18 protein-coding genes, 1 rRNA gene and 2 pseudogenes are annotated in these 19,631 nt (G+C 67.9%); 11 read left to right on the top strand and 10 right to left on the bottom strand.

All coding sequences use genetic code 11. The annotated features are described in order from the left end of the window. Positions 1 to 431: 431 nt before the first annotated feature. Together F8178_RS20185 and F8178_RS20180 are read left to right on the top strand one after the other, a co-directional pair. Positions 432 to 842 carry a hypothetical protein gene (locus F8178_RS20185; RefSeq protein ID WP_317496438.1) on the top strand — a complete coding sequence of 137 codons (411 nt, stop codon included), beginning with the start codon at positions 432 to 434 and terminating at the stop codon, positions 840 to 842. Between the two features lie 369 nt (positions 843 to 1,211). Further along, positions 1,212 to 2,042: pseudogene (locus F8178_RS20180) on the top strand (transposase family protein). Between the two features lie 26 nt (positions 2,043 to 2,068). Here the strand turns inward: F8178_RS20180 and F8178_RS20175 are convergent. From F8178_RS20175 to F8178_RS20165, 3 genes and pseudogenes are all read right to left on the bottom strand, one after another. Continuing rightward, positions 2,069 to 2,362 (bottom strand): annotated as a pseudogene (locus F8178_RS20175) (DUF4291 family protein); the annotation flags it as partial. 32 nt (positions 2,363 to 2,394) lie between these two features. Next, on the bottom strand, positions 2,395 to 3,171 hold the full coding sequence (locus F8178_RS20170; RefSeq protein ID WP_317496437.1) for an HAD hydrolase-like protein: 777 nt from the start codon (positions 3,169 to 3,171) through the stop codon (positions 2,395 to 2,397). Then, a complete protein-coding gene (locus F8178_RS20165; protein WP_317496436.1) occupies positions 3,168 to 3,437 on the bottom strand; it encodes a hypothetical protein in 270 nt (89 codons plus the stop codon). Before F8178_RS20165 ends, F8178_RS20170 begins: the two co-directional genes overlap by 4 nt. 87 nt (positions 3,438 to 3,524) lie before the next feature. Here F8178_RS20165 and F8178_RS20160 point away from each other — a divergent pair, with 87 nt between their 5' ends. Then, on the top strand, positions 3,525 to 3,734 hold the full coding sequence (locus F8178_RS20160) for a zinc ribbon domain-containing protein (protein WP_317496435.1): 210 nt from the start codon (positions 3,525 to 3,527) through the stop codon (positions 3,732 to 3,734). A 198-nt stretch (positions 3,735 to 3,932) separates the two neighbouring features. On the opposite strand, the gene F8178_RS20155 is transcribed toward F8178_RS20160, so the two are convergent. After that, positions 3,933 to 4,370 (bottom strand): VOC family protein, encoded by a 438-nt coding sequence (locus F8178_RS20155; protein ID WP_317496434.1) that lies wholly within the window; start codon positions 4,368 to 4,370, stop codon positions 3,933 to 3,935. 358 nt (positions 4,371 to 4,728) lie between these two features. Further along, a complete protein-coding gene (locus tag F8178_RS20150) occupies positions 4,729 to 5,259 on the bottom strand; it encodes a Scr1 family TA system antitoxin-like transcriptional regulator (protein ID WP_317496433.1) in 531 nt (176 codons plus the stop codon). 210 nt (positions 5,260 to 5,469) lie between these two features. Here F8178_RS20150 and F8178_RS20145 point away from each other — a divergent pair, with 210 nt between their 5' ends. From F8178_RS20145 to F8178_RS20135, 3 genes are all read left to right on the top strand, one after another. Then, the gene (locus F8178_RS20145) at positions 5,470 to 6,021 is read left to right on the top strand and encodes an RNA 2'-phosphotransferase (protein ID WP_317496432.1); all 552 of its coding nucleotides are present in this window, start codon (positions 5,470 to 5,472) and stop codon (positions 6,019 to 6,021) included. A gap of 129 nt (positions 6,022 to 6,150) precedes the next feature. Beyond that, positions 6,151 to 6,552, top strand: a complete 402-nt coding sequence (locus tag F8178_RS20140; RefSeq protein WP_317496431.1) for a SaoD/DsrE family protein — start codon at positions 6,151 to 6,153, stop codon at positions 6,550 to 6,552. Positions 6,553 to 6,723: 171 nt separating this feature from the next. After that, positions 6,724 to 7,503 (top strand): helical backbone metal receptor, encoded by a 780-nt coding sequence (locus tag F8178_RS20135; RefSeq protein ID WP_317496430.1) that lies wholly within the window; start codon positions 6,724 to 6,726, stop codon positions 7,501 to 7,503. 80 nt (positions 7,504 to 7,583) lie between these two features. On the opposite strand, the gene pip is transcribed toward F8178_RS20135, so the two are convergent. Both pip and panB read right to left on the bottom strand, forming a co-directional pair. Beyond that, positions 7,584 to 8,528 carry a prolyl aminopeptidase gene (pip, locus tag F8178_RS20130; RefSeq protein WP_317496439.1) on the bottom strand — a complete coding sequence of 315 codons (945 nt, stop codon included), beginning with the start codon at positions 8,526 to 8,528 and terminating at the stop codon, positions 7,584 to 7,586. A gap of 95 nt (positions 8,529 to 8,623) precedes the next feature. Then, on the bottom strand, positions 8,624 to 9,499 hold the full coding sequence (panB, locus tag F8178_RS20125) for a 3-methyl-2-oxobutanoate hydroxymethyltransferase (RefSeq protein WP_317496429.1): 876 nt from the start codon (positions 9,497 to 9,499) through the stop codon (positions 8,624 to 8,626). A 266-nt stretch (positions 9,500 to 9,765) separates the two neighbouring features. On the opposite strand from panB, the gene F8178_RS20120 reads away from it, so the two are divergent. Further along, on the top strand, positions 9,766 to 9,993 hold the full coding sequence (locus F8178_RS20120; RefSeq protein ID WP_317496428.1) for a hypothetical protein: 228 nt from the start codon (positions 9,766 to 9,768) through the stop codon (positions 9,991 to 9,993). Positions 9,994 to 9,996: 3 nt separating this feature from the next. Next, on the top strand, positions 9,997 to 10,974 hold the full coding sequence (locus tag F8178_RS20115; protein ID WP_317496427.1) for a hypothetical protein: 978 nt from the start codon (positions 9,997 to 9,999) through the stop codon (positions 10,972 to 10,974). Positions 10,975 to 11,019: 45 nt separating this feature from the next. Here F8178_RS20115 and F8178_RS20110 read toward each other — a convergent pair whose 3' ends face one another. Together F8178_RS20110 and secA2 are read right to left on the bottom strand one after the other, a co-directional pair. Further along, positions 11,020 to 12,735, bottom strand: coding sequence for an NAD+ synthase (locus F8178_RS20110; protein WP_317496426.1), 1,716 nt, complete (start codon positions 12,733 to 12,735; stop codon positions 11,020 to 11,022). A gap of 85 nt (positions 12,736 to 12,820) precedes the next feature. Continuing rightward, positions 12,821 to 15,160 (bottom strand): accessory Sec system translocase SecA2, encoded by a 2,340-nt coding sequence (gene secA2, locus F8178_RS20105; protein ID WP_317496425.1) that lies wholly within the window; start codon positions 15,158 to 15,160, stop codon positions 12,821 to 12,823. Between the two features lie 79 nt (positions 15,161 to 15,239). Between secA2 and F8178_RS20100 the strand changes: the two genes are divergently transcribed. After that, a complete protein-coding gene (locus tag F8178_RS20100; RefSeq protein WP_317496424.1) occupies positions 15,240 to 16,847 on the top strand; it encodes an alpha/beta hydrolase in 1,608 nt (535 codons plus the stop codon). A gap of 18 nt (positions 16,848 to 16,865) precedes the next feature. Here F8178_RS20100 and F8178_RS20095 read toward each other — a convergent pair whose 3' ends face one another. Continuing rightward, positions 16,866 to 17,645 carry an LppX_LprAFG lipoprotein gene (locus F8178_RS20095; protein WP_317496423.1) on the bottom strand — a complete coding sequence of 260 codons (780 nt, stop codon included), beginning with the start codon at positions 17,643 to 17,645 and terminating at the stop codon, positions 16,866 to 16,868. An 84-nt stretch (positions 17,646 to 17,729) separates the two neighbouring features. On the opposite strand from F8178_RS20095, the gene F8178_RS20090 reads away from it, so the two are divergent. Further along, positions 17,730 to 19,073 (top strand): glutamine synthetase family protein, encoded by a 1,344-nt coding sequence (locus F8178_RS20090; RefSeq protein WP_317496422.1) that lies wholly within the window; start codon positions 17,730 to 17,732, stop codon positions 19,071 to 19,073. Positions 19,074 to 19,527: 454 nt separating this feature from the next. Then, positions 19,528 to 19,631: ribosomal RNA gene (locus tag F8178_RS20085) — 16S ribosomal RNA — on the top strand; the annotation flags it as partial.

Raw genomic sequence — 19,631 nt, 5'->3', positions numbered from 1 at the left:
AGATCGGCGAACACCCAAGTGATCCGGCAGGCGTACCGCCCGCACAGGGCCACCTCGACGACGCCTGCGCCCAAGGCGGACACACCCGATCCGACGGAAGCCGCAGCGCACAAGCATGGGACTCTGGATGCGGTACGCCAGCGAAGGATGTCGGCAAGTTTGAACCGATTCATGGGCTAGAGGAGTCTAAGGAAGAATCCATACGCGCACTTAGTGATGACGAACTTGTGGAGTCGTTTAATAATCCACATGGAGGGGAGTTCGTATCCGTTACACCTGATGGCCGTATCATGAACGGGCACCACCGGATACATGAGCTCATACGGCGCATGAACGACCCGTCAAGTACTATATCCCCCGATACGCGAGTACACATCGATACGTACCGTAACGATGATCTGCCGTCGGATGGATTTTGGGTGTGGTGACAAGTGAGCGACAAATTCGAGTCGGGAGACGTTGAGTTCAGGGTTTCGCCAGAGGATGAGGACTACAGTATACGTATTGTTGAGTTTACCGAATTGAAAATTCTAAACGAAGAAGCTGAAAGTAACGGCTTCAGCGCCAAGTGGCAGTCTGTAGATACCCTGGAGAGCCAGGTTTTACCGGACTCTCGATGTATATTATCTCCTGTGTTTCGAAACAGGGGTGGATCTGGTAGTATTCGATACTACCGATGCCATATCTGGTTTGTTAGCGGCGCTAGCAGAAATGGATGTGTTTCGCTGATGGATGTGGCACCTGGAACGCTTTATTCTCTGCGAGAGGTTAACGATACCCACGAGTTAAAAAGGGTTGTGCGTGTGCTGTTGGGAAATTATCCGCTGAGCAGGATATTCTGACCATGTGGCCATGTGACTCCGACTCTGAAACCAACTGAGTAGCCGTGACGGGGCTCGGGATCCAGGTAGCGACACGACAACATAGGAGGACCACGAACTGCGGCTGTTCCCGATTTCGAGCGTTACCAGCAGCAGCAACGGGGTCTGGTTGCGCAAGAGCGAATGGGCGACTCGATCCGGATGGACATTGACGACGTGCGAGCGAGGTTCGGCGCCAAGTACGATGAGGTGATCTCAGCAAGATCAGGTTTGTTGGGGCATGCGTAGCGTCCGACCTGCCGGAGCTTGTGGGGGCGGGGTGGAGACAGGCGTGGAGTCCCCTGGTAGAAGAGCTCTCGCCAAAGATGATCTTCACCAGAAGGACTCCACGTGATTGCCTATCGTGCCGTCCTCGACGTGCCGCGTGAACTGGCCTGGTTCCTCAGTCGACTGTTGCAGGCCGAGCGCCGTGAGCGTGGTACGCGTCGCGGTAGCCGGGCGCTGACGTGCTTCCGGCAGGCCGTGTTCGGACTGCGCTGGTTCCGGGAGAACCGTGACGTGGCCGCGCTCGCACGCGATCATCGCGTCTCGCGGGCGACCGGGTATCGCTACCTTGCCAAGGTGATCGAGGTGCTCGCCGCCTGGGCACCGGAGTTGCACCAGGCGCTCCGCCATGCCGCAGCTGAGGGGGCTCCGCATCTGGTGTTGGACGGCAAGGTGTTCTCCACTTACCGGCTCGGCGAGCAGACCACCAGCGTCAAGGGTGAACAGATCGATGCCTGGTACTCCGGCAAGACTCGCGGGCCGGGCGGCAACATCCAAGCGCTCATGGATCCCGGTGGGTTCCCGTTGTGGATCTCCGAGGTTGAGCCCGGTTCAGTGCACGACCTGACCGCGGCTCGCGACTAGGTCGTCGGCGCGCTCTATTGGGCGGCGTCCTGTTTGGACCTGCCCACGCTGGCCGATCCCGGCTACGAAGGGACAGGAATCGGTGTGCACACGCCCGTGAAACAGCCCGCTGACGGGCTAGTGCTCGATACCGACACCCGCACCTACACCACGCTGCTACGCAGCCTGCGCTGCCTCGGTGAACGTGGCTTCGCGCTACTGACCGGCCGTTGGCGATCCCTGCGCCACCTCACCACCAGCCCCCGCAGAATCGGCGACGTCGTCAAAGCCGCACTCGTACTCACCCATTTCGAACACGGACGACTCACGTGAAACTCGCTGAGATCACCTCACTGCGCCTCGCTGGTGTAGAAGTCCTCGCTGAAACTCGACAAGCAGGCGTGCCGCAACCCCCACTCGAACCCGTCCCGTGTGATGTCGACCGCCAGCACTCGTTCCTGGCCGGGTTTGGCGCCCCAGCCCGAGCGATACATCATCCATGTGAACGACGGCTTGACCCAGGTCATTCGATTCATGCGAAACGGCGGCACGAACGTACCGGCCTCGAGGGCCGCTTCAGCGATCTCGACTGGGTACGCCTGGTAGACCCTGATCGCGCTGTCATCAAACCAAGCTCGAATCCGATGCTCCATACCTCAATGATCCCGTACCGCCCAGTAAACGGTCATGCCTGCGCCAACAGTTCGGGTAGATCGGCGATCGAGTCGACGACATGGTCCGCCAAGCAGCTCAGCCCTTCCGCCTCCTGGTCGGCGAACTTGCCCGTCCGGACCCGTACCGTGTGCGCGCCGACGGCGCGGCCGCCTTCGATGTCGGTGGTCGCATCGTCACCGACCACTACGCACCCGCTTGCCAAGCCGCCTGCGGTTGCCGCGGCGAGAGTAAAGAACTCCGGCGACGGCTTGCCAAGCACCCGGGCCGTTACGCCAGCAGCATATTCGACGGCTGCGACCACCGCCCCGGTGTCGATGTGGTCGCCATCGGGCCGCTTGAAGTACCGCCCGTGCTGGAGTGCGACCAACTCGGCGCCGGCCCGGACGGCCCGGAAGGCTGCGTCCAGCGCGGTGTAGTCCAACACGTCCCGGCAGTCACCGATCAGCGCGTGCGTGGGCATGTCACCGGGTGCTAACGCGACGTCGGCGAATTCCGACCGCAGCGCCGACGACAGCAACATGGACACCCGGGCGGCAGGGTGCGCGGCGAACAGCGAGCGCGCGGCGGTCACCGGAGTGAACAACTCGCCCTCGCGCAGATCCAGTCCGATGCCGACAAGTTCGTCGTGGATCGCGTCTGGCGGGCGTGAGTCGATGTTGGTCAGGAACCGGATCCGATAGCCCTGGTCCCGCATCGCGTCCAGGACATACGATGCGCCAGGCAAAGGACGGCCGTGCTCGATCAGCGTGCCTTCGACGTCCAGCAGGAGCAGACCACCGGAGCTCACTCGGCTGCCTCGGCCAGCTCGGGGTGTGTGGCCACTGCGTCGCGCGGGAGGCTCTTCGTCGAGTAGATCCCGCGCTTGCCGACGTAGCCACCGTAGATCGCCGCCACGTCACGGATATGTATGTGCGCGGGAGGCTCGTCGACGTACAGGTCGTATGCCGTGGCGACAGGCTCAGTGCTGGTTCTCGACGCGTCTGTGGGCGCGGTGATCGGACGCACCTGGATCACGTGGACGCCGGACTTGTGGGCCACCCATGCGACGGTCACCGGGTGACCATGGTCCGCACGTAGCGCACGGACCATGGCGACGACATCTGCCAGGACGGCGCGGCCGGGCTGGTGGATAATCGTGCCATGCCGATCTACGCGTACCGGTGCCGTGAGTGCACGCAGACGTTCGAGCTGCGGCGGCCGATGAACGAGTCGAGCTCGCCTGCGGCATGCCCGGACGGTCACGCCGACACCGTGAAGTTGCTGCCCACGGTGGGGCTGACGGGCTCGGTGGGCGAGCCGGCGCAGGCTCCTGCCGGGGGCGGCTGTTGCGGCGGAGGGTGTTGCGGCTGACCGGGGGTCGGTACAGCGGATTCGTCGTGGCCGGTTGGTGGGGCGAATGAGGCTCCGGGCCGTTCGGCGCCACGAAGCACAAGGTAGCGAGGAGTCAGCGGATACCACTCGAGCCCTCGGGCAACGTCATCGTCAGGGACGGTTCTGCCGCGTCGCTCCACACGCGCACAGCCGTCAGCGGCGTGCCGCGCTGCGGCCTCAGCTCGCATTGTCGTCGGAGCCGGTGGGGCTCGCCAGCGACCAGATGTGCCCGAACGGGTCGATGAGCTGCCCGTAGCGGTCGCCCCAGAACTGGTCCTCCAGCGGCATGGCGATTGTGGCTCCCGCGTCGACGGCCTGCTGCCACGTGGCGTCCACATCGGGTAGGTCGAGGTGGATGTGAACCGGTGAGCCGCCGAGCACGCGCGGCGAGCTCCCCTGGCCGTCCCCGTATTCGGGGAAGTCGTCCATCAGCATGATGAGGCCGCCGTTGATGGTGATCGCGGCGTGCATCAGCTTTCCGGAGCCGTCCTCGGCAGGGACTCGCATGGCTTCCACCGCGCCGAACGCCGCCCGGTAGAACTCGATGGCCTTCGCAGCACCGTCGACGACCAGGTGCGGCGTGACTGGGGGCATGGCCGTGTCCTGCTCACTCATCGTTACTCCTCGCTCCGGTCGGTTCGGATGGACCCGGGTGCACACAGCCTCCGTATCGGGGGAGAGCGCACTACCGGATAGACCTCGCGCGCCCCGGAAACTCATCGGAGCCGGAGGGAGCGATCGGTTCGGGCTCCTGGATCCGGTGCCGCCCCAGGTAGCCGAGCACCCCTCGATGCGCGACGTCGATATCGACGAGATCGCCTACCGTGTCGCGCTGGACGTTCGGTGCGCGCGTGCGTCGTGTATCAGCCGGCGGTGCCGTTACTGTGGCTGGAGGTGCGGTAGTCGGCGTCGACGACCGCGCGGAAGGCGGGGCCTCGCTGCCGACGTGGGGTTGCAGGGGTGTTCATCTGCGTCACAGCTCCTTCATCACCGAGCGGATCAGGTCCTGCGACGCCGTGGGGTTGAGCGCCTGGGCCAGAGCCGCGTGGAAGGTGTAGGTGCACTTCCGCACCGGCTCGCGTTCCTCGTGGATGCACTTGGCCGTGTCGGAGTCGACGTACACCACCTCATTATCCAGCTCGTGCGGGAACTCGAAAATGACCAGGTTGTCCGAGCCGGGTGGGGTGACGGCAAAGGGCAGCACGTGGACGCTCACTGGGAGCGAGCGGCTCACCTCCAGCAGGTGGTTCAGCTGCTCGCGCATGACCTCGCTGCCGCCGACGACCGTGCGGATCACCCCTTCGGTCATCACGGCCGTCATACCCTGAAAGTCCGGGTCACCGAGCCGTTGCTGGCGGCGGATCCGCAGCTCGGCGACCTTGGTCTCGTCGACGTCGTGTTCTTCGGTCCGGTGGAGCTGGAGCTGTCGCTGACCCGCGAGACGGTCGCGCGATGCCGCGACCTGTTCGACGCGGCCCTGGCCGCGCGAGGCTGACCCGCGCACCGAGGGCGAGGATGTCGAGCTGCCCGGTTGCGGTGGCCTGATCGGCCCGTCGCGGCAGGTCAGCGGACCTGCTGAGCGCGCCGGATCGAGGAGCCCGACCGAGCAGCCACCCCCGACGACCTGGCAGGACATCCCGAATACCCGGCGCACAGCCGCTCCGTCGCCGCTGGCGTGTGACGATGGAATCCACCCGCCGATGAGGGAGTGGCGATGGGTCCTCGTCGCATCGCGCTGAGCAAGGCGGTCTCGCGCCTGCTGCGCCACCAGCCGGAGCGGCACGGGCTGCGGCTCGACCGGGCTGGCTGGGTCCAGCTCGACGAGCTGGTGGCGGCGCTGGCCCGCGAGCGCCGCTGGGCGAGCCTGACCATGGGCGACGTGGTCGACATGGTGGCGAACCAGACCAAGCGGCGCTTCGAGATCGACGGCGGGCGCATCCGGGCGCTCTACGGGCACAGCGTGCCCGGACGGATCGCCAAGGAACCGGTCGAGCCGCCCGCCGTGCTGTACCACGGCACCAGTACCCAGGCCGTGGCCGAGATCCTCGCGCACGGGCTGCGGCCGATGCGGCGGCACTACGTCCACCTTTCCGTCGATCGCGACACCGCCAGGCAGGTCGGCTGGCGCAAGAGCCCCGACGTGAGCGTGGTCGTCGTCGACGCGGCGGCCGCCCACGCCGCCGGGATCGGCTTCTACCTCGGCAACGAGCAAGTCTGGCTCGCCGAGGAGCTCCCGCCCCGCTTCCTGGCCGTCGACGAGTCATAACCCCCGTGTTCAGCGCTCAGGCGCGCCCTCTTGGGCCCTCCACTGCGGCGCACACCGGCCTCGCGGAGCCGACCCGCAGCCCTCCGTGTACGATAATGATTATCGTTTTCAATAATAACGGAGGTGCCCATGCGGGTCGCGTATGTCTTCACCAGTCCCCGCGCGTCCAGCTACAAGCTCGCGCAGATGATCCTGCCTCAGCTCGAAGCCGGGACCCACGGCGCGGAGGTGGTCGGCATGTTCTTCTTCGACGACAACGTCTGGGCGCTGCGCAGCGGTGACCCAGTCGGCGAACGTCTGGCCGAGCAGGCCAAGCAGCGCGGGATGTTGCTCATGATGTGCGATATGTGTTCACTCGAGCGCGGCCTTGCCAAGGGTGAACCGCGCTGGTGCGACAGCGGGCGTACGGGACGCAACGAGCCCGCCGAGTGTTCACCGGACGGGACGGTGGACGGCGTGCAGGTGGGTTGCTTCCCGGATCTGTACGCCGCGCTCGCGACCAACCCGCCCGATCAGGTCATTAGCCTCTAGCGACTCGCCGCACGGAGCTCAGCGGCGGGCACACTGTGTCCGGCGTCCCGGCACGCCGTGTTCAGGGCTCGGGTACACCGTGTCTAGTGCACCGACACACCGTGTTGAGTAGACGGGCACACAGCGCAACCACCCCGCCGTGGTGATCTGTGCTCGTGGCACGCTGGACCGATGCACCTCGTCGACGACCTCGCCGAAGAGGTCCCGCTGCACCGCCCGCCACGGCGCGTCGCCTCGCTGGTCCCGTCGCTGACCGAAGCCATCGAGGCCACGGCGCCCGGCGTGCTGGTCGCTGCGACGACCTACTGCACCCACCCGGAGTCGCTGAACGTGACGCGCGTCGGTGGATCCAAGTACCCGCGCGTGGACGACGTGCGCGAGCTGCGCCCCGACCTGGTGTTGGCCAACTCCGAGGAGAACCGGCCAGACGACGTGGCGCGGCTGCGTGCCGACGGCATCCCGGTGTGGGTCACCGAAGCACCTGCCACGGTGCCCGCGGCGCTGGCCTCGCTGCGGCGTGTGCTGACCCAGGCGTTCGAGCTCGACGAGCCCGCCTGGCTGACCGAGGCGGAACGCGTCTGGGGTGAGGTGGCGCCGCGCCGGGCGACCGCGCTGGTCCCGGTGTGGCGCAAGCCGTGGGTGGTGCTCGGTCGTGACACCTTCGCAGGCGACGTGCTGCGCAGGCTCGGGGTCGACACCGTCTACTCCGATCACGCCGAGCGTTACCCGCGCCCGAAACTCGACGAGCTGCGCGCCCAGTTCACCAACGGTGCCGCCGATCTGCTGGTACTGCCGGACGAACCGTACGCCTTCACCGACACCGACGGCCCCGACTGGTTCCCCGGCGTGCGCTACGTGCTGGTCAACGGCCGCTATCTCACGTGGTATGGACCATCCCTTGTAGACGCCTACCGCGAGCTGTCGGCAGTCTTCGACACCGTCCTGCGGTAGCGCGGGGGTGCGAGCCCAAGGGACCCTCGGGTACATCATGTGTACCGAAGGAGTCCTTCGGCTCGCACCCCCGGCCGCCCTCACCGCGCCGCGAAGCGGTCCGTGGCATCGCGTAGCTCGGCGAGTATTCCGGGGTCCCAGAGCGAGTGGCCCGCGCCCTCCAGCAGTACTAGCTCCGAGCCGGGCCAGGCCCGGTGCAGCTCGTAGGCGGTGCGGGGAGGACACACCGCGTCGTAGCGCCCCTGCACCAGGATGCCGGGAATACCGGCGAGCGTGTCCGCATCCCTGATCAGCTGCCCCTCATCCAGCCACGCGCCGTGCTGGAAGTAGTGCACCGCGATCCGGGCGAACCGCACCGCCGTGTCCGGATCGGCGGCCTCGTCGCGCGCCATGGGCGATGGGATCAGCGAGCAGATCGAAGCCTCCCACCCAGCCCAGGCCAGCGCGGCACGCTCCGCCGTGTCCGGATCAGCGCCGAACACCAGTTTGCTGTAGGCCGCCAGCGGGTCGTCGTGTTCGGACTCCGGTACCGGCGCGAGAAAGCGCTCCCACTCTTCGGGAAACAGCTGCCCCGCGCCGCCGCGATACAGCCAGTCCAGCTCGCGGCGCCGGGCCGTGAACACCCCACGCAGCACCAGCTCGCTCACTCGCCGCGGGTGGGTCTGCGCGTACGCCAGCGCCAGCGCCGTCCCCCACGACCAGCCGAACAACTGCCAGCGCTCGACCTCCAGGTACTCGCGGAGGCGCTCCATATCGGACACCAGGTGCCATGTGGTGTTCGCCGCGAGTTCTGAGGAGCAGCCGGGCACCGTGCTCGCCCCGCAGCCGCGCTGGTCGAACTGCACGATCCGGTAGGTCTCGGGATCGAAGTGCCTGCGGCAGACCGGTAGGCTGCCCATGCCGGGCCCGCCGTGCAGCACCACGACCGGCTTGCCGCGTGGGTTCCCGCTGACCTCCCAGGCGATGCGGTGCCCGTCGCCGACCTCCAGCACGCCGCGCGCGTGCGGCCGTACCGGCGGGTACAGCTGCGTCCGCTCTGCCCGCTCCGCCCGCTCTGCCTGCTCTGCCCGCGTGGTGCTCGCCTCCTCCACCGGCGAGTGCGCTCCCGACAACGGACCGGCTAGTGGAAGGAGTGCTCGGCAGCCGGGAACTGGCCGGTGCGGACGTCCTCGGCGAAGGACGTGGCCGCATCGGAGAGCACGCCTGCGAGGTCGGCGTAGCGCTTCACGAAGCGCGGCACCTTGCCCCGGCGCATCCCGGCCATGTCCTGCCACACCAGCACCTGGGCGTCGCAGTGTGGCCCCGCACCGATCCCGATGGTGGGGATGTCCAGCTCGTGGGTGACGCGCTTGGCGACCTCGGCGGGCACCATCTCCATCACCACGGCGAAGGCTCCCGCATCCTGCAGGGCGAGCGCGTCGGCCACCATGGCGTCGCCGGACTCGCCGCGGCCCTGCACCCGGTACCCGCCGAGGTTGTGCTCGCTCTGCGGGGTGAAACCGATGTGGCCCATCACCGGGATCCCGGCGGTGGTCATGGCCTCGACGTGCGGCGCGAACGCGCGACCGCCTTCCAGCTTGACCGCGTGCGCGCGGCCCTCCTTCATGAACCGCACCGCGGTGCCCACCGCTTGGTCCACCGACTGCTGGTAGGAGCCGAACGGCAGGTCACCGACGACGAGGGCGCGGCTGGCCGAGCGGGTCACCGCGCGCACCAGCGGCAGCAGCTCGTCGACCTCCACAGGCAGCGAGCTCTCGTAGCCGAACACGGTGTTCGCCGCGGAGTCGCCGACCAGCAACACCGGGATTCCCGCCTCGTCGAACAGCTCGGCGGTGTAGGTGTCGTAGGCGGTCAGCATCGGCCACGGCTCGCCGCGCTGCTTGAACTCGCGCAGGTGATGGATGCGTACCTTCTTCGGCAGGTTCGTCGCCTGCGCTCCGGTGCCGTAGGGGGCGGGTGCCTCCCCCTCGGCGGGTGTCGCGTTATCCGCGGGCATGGCTGTCAACCGTCCTTTCCTCGAGGCCCACAGCGGGGTCCCCGGGCGTGGCGGATCGTGATACGTCAAGCCTGGCACCGGTGTCGCTACCGGCACAGGAAGATGCGACGGGCATCACATGCGCGTGGCCGTGCTCCCGGTTACCTGGCACAACGCCAACAAGGCGATCGCGATACACCCGTTCGGGTGAGGAGCGCAACGGCGTGGTGTGGCTGGGGCGGGTTACAGTTCGCGTGACGGACGCCCCCCGCACGATGGAGTGCCGCATGGTTGACGACGCGCGGACCGACGATGCCAGGACCGTGCTCCGTGACTGGCTCGGCGAGCTGCCCGCATTGGAGGCGCTCTCCGACGAGCAGGCGGAGGAGTTGCTGCACGCCATCCGCGTCGCAGGCCGTGGGCATCGCGAGAAGATGCGCGCGGCGCAGGAGCGGTCGCTCGGCCATATCCCCGCCTTGCTCCGGCCGGGCGTGCGCAAGGTTCTGGGGGTGTGAGGCGTGAGTCATGACCTCGCGACCCGCGCCGAGCTGGCCAAGCTCGCCCGCGTGCTGGACACCTCGCCCGAAGAGGTGGCGTTTCTGTCCTCACTGGACGCCACCGATATCCACGAGCTGCGCGAAGCGATCAGTGCCTCGCTGCACGACCGCTACCGTGAGGTGTACCGGCGGGTGGCCAGTGCCAGCAGGCTGTTGCCGTCGGGGCTGTGCGTGCAGATCGCCGAGCGCGCCTTCCCGCCCGCGATCACCTCGAAGGTCGCCGCCGAGATCGACACCGACCGTATCGGCGACTTCGCGAGCAAGCTGTCGGTGTCCTACATGGCCGACGTGTGCGTCGACATCGACCCGCGCAAGGTGCGCGAGCTCATCCGGCGGGTGCCGGTCGATCGTGCGGTGGCCGTCGCGCTGGAGCTCATCGAGCGGCAAGAGTACGTCACGCTTGGCCGGATGATCGACGCCGCCACCCCCGAGCTGGTTCGCGCGGCGGTCGAAGCCGTGGACTCCGACGACGCGCTGCTGTGGATCGCGTTCTACGCCGAATCCGTCCCGCACCTGACCAGCGCCGTGCGGGCACTGCCGGACGAACGGCTGCGTGGCGTGGTGCACACCGCGCTCGGCGGGCCCGAGGAGCGGCACGCGGCCGGGCTCGCGCTGATGGCCAGGGTCGACGACGCCGACCTGCGCCGGACGCTCGGTGACCACGCGGCCGATGCGCCGGACTCGGCGTTGAGTTACCTGGTGCGCACCGCGGTGCGTGAGGGATTCGAACCCGAGCTGCTCACCGTGGTGGCGGGCATGGACGAGGCAGCGGCGCGCCGCATGGCCTCCCTCGAGGTGCTGGCCGAGGAGGAGGTCCTGCTCGCGCTGGCCAGGGCGGCCGATGACGGTGGGCACCGCGAGCAGCTCCTGCCGCTTGTCGAGCACGCCACCACTGAGGTGCGCAGCGCCCTGGAACGCGCGGGGTTCGTTACCGACTAGCGCCGACTAGCCCCGACCAGCCCCGGCCAGCGCCGCGTCCCGGCGTCAGTGCAGCTCCCGCCAGGCGTTGGTGATCGGCAGCCTGCGGTCGCGACCGAAGGCCTTGAAGGTGATCTTGGTGCCTGGCGGGTACTGGCGGCGCTTGTACTCCGCGGCGTCGACCATCCGCACCACCCGGTCGATGGTGTCGGGATCGAACCCGGCGGCGCGGAGCTCGGCGAAGCCGCGGTCACCCTCCACGTAGTCGTCGAGGACGTCGTCCAGCAACGCGTAATCCGGCAGCGAGTCGGTGTCCAGCTGCCCGGGACGCAGCTCGGCCGACGGCGGCTTGGTGATCGAGTTCTCCGGGATGGGTGGTGTCTCGCCCCGCTTGTCGGCCTCGGCGTTACGCCACCGCGCCAGCTCCCACACGTGGGTCTTGAACACGTCCTTGATCGGGGCGAACGCGCCGACCGAATCACCGTACAGGGTGGAGTAGCCAACCGCGATCTCGGTTTTGTTCCCGGTAGCCAACACCAGATGACCCTCCGCATTGGACAGCGCCATCAGCATCATGCCCCGCACGCGTGCCTGGATGTTCTCCTCGGCCACCCCGGTCAGCCCCAGCTGTTCCACGTAGGTGCGCACCATCGCGTCGATCGGCTCGCTCCGGAACCCGCACCCCAACCGCCGGGCCAGCTCGGCGGCGTCTGCCTTGGAGTGTTCCGAGGAGTACCCAGACGGCATCGACACGCCGTGTACCGCGTCCGGCCCGAGCGCGTCGACCGCGAGGGCGGCGGTGACCGCGGAGTCGATCCCGCCGGAGAGTCCGAAGATGACCGAGTCGAAGCCGTTCTTGCGCACGTAGTCACCCAGCCCGAGCACCAGCGCGGACCACACCTCGGCATGGTCGGACAACGGCTCGCGGACCTCCGGCGCGCGCAGCGGCTCGTACGGCGCGACCGGCTGTCCTGACAGCTCCCTCCTGCGGACCTCCAGGCCACGGAAGGTCCCACCGGTGCCCCCCGTCGAGGGCAGCTCCAGGTCGGTGACCAGCAGGTGCTCGGTGAACTGGGGAGCGCGGGCGAGCACCGCGCCCGCGCCGTCGGTGACGAACGAGTCGCCGTCGAAAACCAGGTCGTCTTGGCCCCCGACCTGGTTGCAGTAAGCCACTGGCACCCCCGCCTCGCGGGCACGCTCGGCGATCAGTGGCAGCCGGATGTCGTCCTTGGCTCGTTCGTACGGCGACGCGTTCGGCGCCACGATGAGGTCCACCCCCGCGGCGGCCAGCGCGCTGACCGGTCCGCCGTCCTGCCAGAGGTCCTCGCAGATCACCATGCCGATGTCCACCCCGTGCAGCCGCAGCACGTCCAGGTTCCGGCCGGGCACGAAGTGCCTGCGCTCATCGAAGACGCCGTAGTTCGGCAGGTGGTGTTTGGCCTGGCGGCCAACCACCTCGCCCCGGTAGCAGGCCGCCACCGAGTTGCGCGGTCCCTGCTCGTCGGAGTCCAGGTACCCGACGACGATGAGGACCTCACCGCAGCCTGCCTGCTGTAGCCTGCCTGCCAGCTCGTCCACCGCCCGGCAGGACGCCTCGACGAATGCGGGCCGCAGCACCAGGTCCTCCACCGGGTAACCGGTCAGCGTCATCTCGCTGAACACGGCGACGTGCGCACCGGCATCGGCTGCGCGACGGGCCCACTCGACGATGCGGGTGGAGTTGCCCGCCAGGTCACCGACGGTCGGGTTCGTCTGCGCAAGTGCGGTGCGTAGCTGGGGCATGCCCGCATTCTGCCGTACGGGTGAGTCGGGCATTCATGCCCGAGCCCGCCGGAGACGCGTGCCTCACGGGACCGTCTCGCTTGGTTCAGCGTCGTTTCTTGCGCAGCGTTCCCCGGATCTTCTTCAACGCCTGCTCGGCATCGGAGCCGAACGGGTTGTCGTGCACCACGTAGGTCCAGGTGGAGGTGGGCCTGCGCACCCCGGCACCGGCCAGGTCCGGTCCGGAGTCGGTGACCGTGACCGCGGCCAACGTCTCGGCGGCCAGTCGCTCGGCCTCGGTCTTGATGGTGTGGAAGGCGGGGATCGCCGCGCGATGGAACTCGTCGATCGGCGTCTCCCTGCCCAGCGCTCGCAGGTGGATGCTCTCCCGCACATCGTTGAGGAAGGCCAGATGGTCCGACCACAACTGGTCGAGGTGGTACAGCAGCACCTCGCGGCAGACCCGGGCCAGCTGCTCGGTCTTCAGCTGCTCGGCGAGGTCGGCGTAGTGGTCCGGGCAGGACGCCTTGAGCACTTCAGCGGCGTGGTTGGTGCGCAGCAACTCCTCCCGGTAGGCGAGCAGGTCGTCACGTTGGCGCTCCATCAACCGGGTGTAGCGCCAGGTGTTGCGGTGGATCTCCAGGTTGGCGCCCTCGGTGACCCGCTGCGCGTGATCGAGGTGCCGCGCCGCCACCGGACTGATGACCTCGCCGTGCTCGTCGGCGGGCAGGTCCTCGGGAACGTCGGGCGCGCCCGCGAGCACCACCTCGTCGTTGAGGCTGGCGAAGAACACCGAACCACCCGGGTCACCCTGCCTGCCCGCGCGCCCGCGCAGCTGGTCGTCCAGCCTGCTGCTGCGGTAGCGCGCTGTGCCGATGACGTACAACCCGCCGAGTTCGACCACCCGCTGGTGGTCGGCGGCCGTGCCGTGGCTGCCGCCGAGTTTGATGTCGGTACCCCTACCCGCCATCTGGGTGGAGACCGTGATCGCCCCCTCGGTGCCCGCCTCGGCGATGATGCGGGCTTCCTCCTCGTCGTTGCGCGCGTTGAGCACCACGCATTCCATTCCCGCCTTGGCGAGCTTTCCCGCCAGCTCCTCGGACTCGGCCACGTCCTGCGTGCCGATCAGGATGGGCCGTCCGGTGGCGTGTACCCGCTCGACCTCGGCGAGGATGGCACGGATCTTGTCCGACTGGGTCAGGAATATGCGGTCGGGCTCGTCGACGCGGATGTTCGGTTCGTGCGGCGGGATCACCGCGATCTCCAGCTTGTAGAACTCGCGCAGTGTCTCGGCGACGGCGACCGCAGTACCGGTCATGCCAGCCACGGCGGGGTAGCGGGCCAGCAGTCCCTGCACGGTGATCGAGTCGAGGATCTCGCCCTTGTCCGATACCGGTACCCGCTCCTTGACCTCCACTGCGGCCTGTAGCCCGTCCGGCCAGCGTTGCAGCTCCGCAACCCTGCCCCGGGAGGAGTCGATCAGCTGCACCCTGCTGTTGCGGACCAGGTAGTCCACGTCCTTGGTCAGCAGCGCGTGTGCGTGCAACGCCACGTTGACCGCGGCGAGACGGTCGGCGTTGGCCTCGGCGTACAGGTCGATGCCGCCGAGTGCCTTCTCCACCATGGCCGCGCCGGCCGGCGTCAGCCAGACGTTGCGCCGGTCGGTGTCGACCTCGTAGTGCACCCCTTCCCTGAGCCGGGAGACGACCCTGGTCGAGGTGACATCCGGCGCGCCAGCGGCGGCCGAGCCCGCCATCACCAGCGGCACGCGGGCCTCGTCGACCAGCACCGAGTCCGCCTCGTCGATGATGGCGACATCGGGGGCGGGCTGCACCTGCTCGTCGGCCGAGGTGGCGAGCCGGTCGCGTAGCAGGTCGAACCCGATCTCGCTGACCGAACCGTAGGTGACGCCCGAGGCGTAGGCCTCCCGGCGCTCCTCCGCGGTGTGCCCCGGTTCCACCCAGCCGACGGACACTCCGAGCAACTCGAACAGCGGCCGCATCCAGTCCGCGTCGCGGCGGGCGAGGTAGTCGTTGACGGTGATCACGTGTACGTCCCGGCCGGTCAGGGCGTGTCCAGCGGCGGCGATCGCGCCGACGAGGGTCTTGCCCTCACCGGTGTCGAGCTGCGCGACGTGCCCGGTCAGCAGGCTCATGACACCGACCAGCTGCACGTCGAAGGCGCGCTCGCCGAGCGTGCGCCTGCCAGCCTCCCTGCCGAGCGCGCAGATTTCGACGAGCTGCGCCTCGGTGAGGCGGTCCCCGCCGACGTTGCCCGCCGCGGCCGTCAACTCGCTGTCGGACAGCTCGGCCAGCTCGGGCTCGCGCCGTACCGCGGCGGGCAGGAGCGCCTCGAACCGGGTCACATCCACGCTCGCCGGGCGGTCGACGAGCTTGCGAAGGCGCCTACCCGCCCTGGTGAACAACGATGCGCGCGGTGCTGTCATCTGGCCCTCTCTAACCGTCATCTCCTGGTGGGTGCGAGCGCGTCCCGCGGGTGACTCACGGGCATGGCACCATCGGCCTGTGAACCAAGTATCCCGCGTGTCGTCGGCCATTCTCCTGGCCGGTGTCCTGATCGCCGCTTGTAGCCCCGATGATCCCGATGACGGCGATGGTCTGCCCGTGACCGAAGCGCACGGTCCGGTCGGCGAGGTACCCGAAGGGCTGGAGGACTTCTACGGGCAACGCATCACCTGGGAAGATTGCGCTTCGTACGCCACATCGGAGACGGCCGAGATGCTGTTCGAGCAGCCGCGCGCGCAGTGCGCGCGCATCGACGTGCCGCTCGACTACGAGAACCCGGGCGGCGAGACCATCACGGTCGGTGTGTCGCGGATGCCCGCCTCGGATCCGGACGAGCGGATCGGTTCGCTGGTGACCAACCCCGGCGGTCCCGGGGTCACCGGGATGGACGCCGCGGTGCAGACGGCGAGGAACCTGGCGGGCACCGAGGTGGGCGAACGGTTCGACGTGGTGGGCTTCGACCCGCGTGGGGTCGGGGCGAGCGAACCGGCGATCGAGTGCCTGACCGACGAGGAGCGGGACGAGCTGCGGGCCGAGGATCACGAATTCGACGGATCCCCCGAAGCTGTCGAACAGGCGGAGGACAACGCGCGCGAGTTCGTGGACAACTGCGTCGAGCGCACCGAGCACGGCGAGGAGATGCTGGCCCACGTCGGCACCAGGGAGGTGGTGCGCGACATCGACGTGTTGCGGTCGGTGCTCGGCGACGAGCGGCTGACCTACCTCGGCTACTCATACGGAACCCGGATCGGCTATAGCTATGCCGAGACTTTCCCCGGCAACGTGCGTGCCCTGCTACTGGACGGCGCGCTCGATCCGGAACAGGAGCTGGTCGATTCGCTCGTGGCGCAGGGCGAGGGATTCGGTCAGGCCTTCGACGAGTTCACCGAATGGTGCGCGGCGCGACAGGACTGCCCGCTGGGTGACGACCCGGACGAGGCGACCGCCCGGTACCAGGATCTGGTGCAACCGTTGATGGACCGGCCGGTGAGCCTGGAGGACGGGCGCGTGCTGTCCTTCGGCGACGCCACCATCGCCACCGTGCAGGCGCTGTACAGCCCTGACCTGTGGGAGATGCTCAAGTCGGGGCTGGGGCAGCTGGAGCGGCAGCGGGGTGAGCAGCTCATGATGCTGGCCGACATGTACAACGAGCGGCAGTCCGACGGCAGCTACACCTCGACCCAGGACGCCTTCGTGGCGATCCGCTGCATGGACGATCCCGCCGTCACCGACAGGGACGAGATCGCCGATGCGCAGGAGCGTTACGCGGAGGTGGCGCCGTTCCTCGACAGCGGTCAGCCGCCCGCCGCGGCGCGCGACGAGTGCGCGTTCTGGCCGGTTCCGGCGACATCCGAGCCAGGGCTGCCTGACGTGGACGACGTGCCGCCGTCGCTGGTGATCTCCACGACGCAGGATCCAGCCACGCCGTACGACGCCGGGGTGCGGCTCGCCGAGGCGATGGACGGCGCGTTGCTGACCTTCGAAGGCACCCAGCACACGGTGTTCGCCCAGGGCAACGACTGCGTGGACGAGGCGGGCGTGGCCTACCTCGTCGACCTCGAGCTTCCCGAGGAAGGCGCGACCTGTGAGGCGGCCGACACGGAGTGAGCGTGCCCGGCTGCGGCCTCACCGCAGGGTGATGTCGGCCAGATCCAGCTCGAGCAGCACCGCTCCGGAGCCCTGTCGTTGAGGAGGCAGCTGGATCCAGAGTCGATGCACCGCCTGCGGCTCCTCCTGGCCGGTCTCGTCGAGAGCCGATACCCAGAACTTCACCGTGGCCTGCCCGGTGACTTCCGGCAGCAGCGTGGTCACCGCTTCCTCCGGCACCGTCGCAGCCACCCGGTAGGTGCGGTTGCCCGCGAGGTCCTCGACGCTCTCGGCCCGCAGGTCCTCGGCGTGTTCCAGCAGGTAGCCGAAACCGGTGTCCGCGTCGAACAGCCAGCCGGGTCTGGCGTTGCGGGGCGCGGGCTGCGATCGGCGCACTCCGTCCCCCCGGGTGACGTGGATGGTGCCGTTGGCGAGCATGAACTCGACGTCGTCGCGCTCGCCGTCTGGGTGGTACAGCCGCGCCTCGCCTTGGGCGGTGCCGTACTCCCCGCTGGTGCTCACCTCGCCGTCGAACTCGTGCACCGCCAGACCCGGCACGTAGCCGGTGGTGCGGAAGGTGACCGACGCGCTGTCCAGCTCGCCCAGCGAGGTGACCGCGGTGGCGGTGAGGTCTCGCTCCGCAGGCAGGGGCTCGGAGACCCCGGCAGGGGTGGCGCAGCCCGCAGGTATGGCGGCCGCGGCGGCCACGGCTGTCAGGGCGGCGAGCGCGGGCACCAGCCGCGCGGTCGCGGTACGCGGCGCACGCGGTGACGCGGGTGGCGACATATGCGTTGCGCTGCTGCGCGACCGGGGCGGCATGCGCACAAGGGTAACGAGTACACCGGTGTCCGTTCCGGCCGTGTCACGTGCTTCGGTGCGGTGGCGACGGGATAGTCTGCGGCCATGGATCGCCAGCAAGAGTTCGTGCTGCGAACGCTAGAGGAACGCGACATCCGGTTCGTCCGCCTCTGGTTCACCGATGTTCTTGGCTTCTTGAAGTCCGTCGCCATCGCGCCCGCCGAGCTGGAGGGTGCGTTCAACGAGGGGATCGGCTTCGACGGCTCGGCCATCGAAGGCTTCGCGCGCGCATACGAATCGGACATGGTCGCCAAGCCCGATCCCTCGACGTTCCAGGTGCTGCCGTGGGAGACGCCGGAAGGGGAGCACTACTCGGCGCGGATGTTCTGTGACATCACGATGCCCGACGGCTCGCCCTCCTGGGCCGACCCCCGGCACGTGCTCCGCAGACAGCTGTCCAAGGCGGCAGAGGCCGGGTTCACGTGCTATGTCCACCCCGAGATCGAGTTCTTCTTGCTGTCGCGCGTTCCGGAGGACGGGTCGGAGCCGGAGCCCGCGGACAACGGCGGCTACTTCGACCAGGCGAGCCACGCGGCGGCGACCCACTTCCGGCGGCACGCCATCGAGGCGCTCGAAGCGATGGGCATCTCGGTGGAGTTCAGCCACCACGAGGTCGCGCCGGGGCAGCAGGAGATCGACCTGCGGTACGCGGATGCGCTGACCATGGCCGACAACGTGATGACGTTCCGCTACGTGGTCAAGGAAGTGGCGTTGAAGCAGGGCGTGCGCGCCAGCTTCATGCCCAAACCGCTGACCGACCAGCCGGGCTCCGGCATGCACACCCATGTGAGCCTCTTCGAGGGCGATCAGAACGCGTTCTTCGACCCTGAGGACCCGGACGAGCTGTCGGCCACCGGCAAGGCCTTCGTCGCCGGGTTGCTCACCCACGCCAGGGAGATCTCCGCGGTGACCAACCAGTGGGTGAACTCCTACAAGCGGCTCACCAGCGGCGGTGAGGCGCCGACGACGGTGTCCTGGGGCAGGGCCAACCGCTCGGCTCTGGTGCGGGTGCCGATGTACTCGCCAGGCAAGGCGTCCTCGCGGCGCGTGGAGATCAGGACCCTGGACTCGGCCTGCAACCCGTACCTGGCGTATTCCGTGATCCTCGCTGCGGGACTGAAAGGCGTGGCCGAGGGCTACGAGCTACCGCCTGCCGCCGAGGACGACATCTGGGCACTGTCGGATGCCGAGCGTAAGGCCGCGGGGTATGTCGAGCTCCCGCAGAACCTGGGCGAGGCCTTGACCGAGATGGAGCGGTCCGAGCTGCTGCCCGAGGCGCTCGGCGAGCACGTGTACGACTTCTTCCTCCGCAACAAGCGCGTTGAGTGGGACAGCTACCGTCGCGAGGTCACGCCTTACGAGCTACGTACCTTGCTCCCCGTGGTCTGACCTGGAGTTTCGCGGTTAACCACCCCCCGGTTATCAGGCCATGGACCAGCCGTGTAATGTACTCATTTGTCGCCAGGAACGCCGGGCCGACAGGGAGAACCGCCAAGGGGACCCCGCGGAACGGCACCGGCGGCCAACCGGTAGAGTTGATCTTACTGGTTGGTACTGGCCCCCGGGTCGAGCAGGTCGACAGTGTAGTTGACAACGCGAATCGAACCGGGTAAAGTACTACTTCGGCCCTGTGGCCGAGCCACGTTCCCCTACGAGTTATCGCGAGCGATATCGCGGGGTTCGAGGCTTGTCTGCGGGTAACGCCAAGTGAGTTTCTTGGAAACCGGAATTCCGGGATACGAGAGATATCGCTGGTGTGTTGTTTGAGAACTCAACAGTGTGCTTTGTTTGTGAGCTTGTGTGTTTGCCCTGTTTTGGGTTTTTTTTGCTGGGATTGTTTTCTTTGTTGGAGAGTTTGATCCTGGCTCAGGACGAACGCTGGCGGCGTGCTTTACACATGCAAGTCGTACGCTGAAGCCCGCTTCGGTGGGTGGATGAGTGGCGAAC

It is taken from the genome of Haloechinothrix sp. LS1_15 (assembly GCF_033042135.1).
In the GTDB taxonomy this organism is placed as follows: Bacteria; Actinomycetota; Actinomycetes; order Mycobacteriales; family Pseudonocardiaceae; genus Haloechinothrix.
The sequence above is the reverse complement of the archived record's forward strand: the minus strand, read 5'-3'. Positions and strand labels throughout refer to the sequence as shown.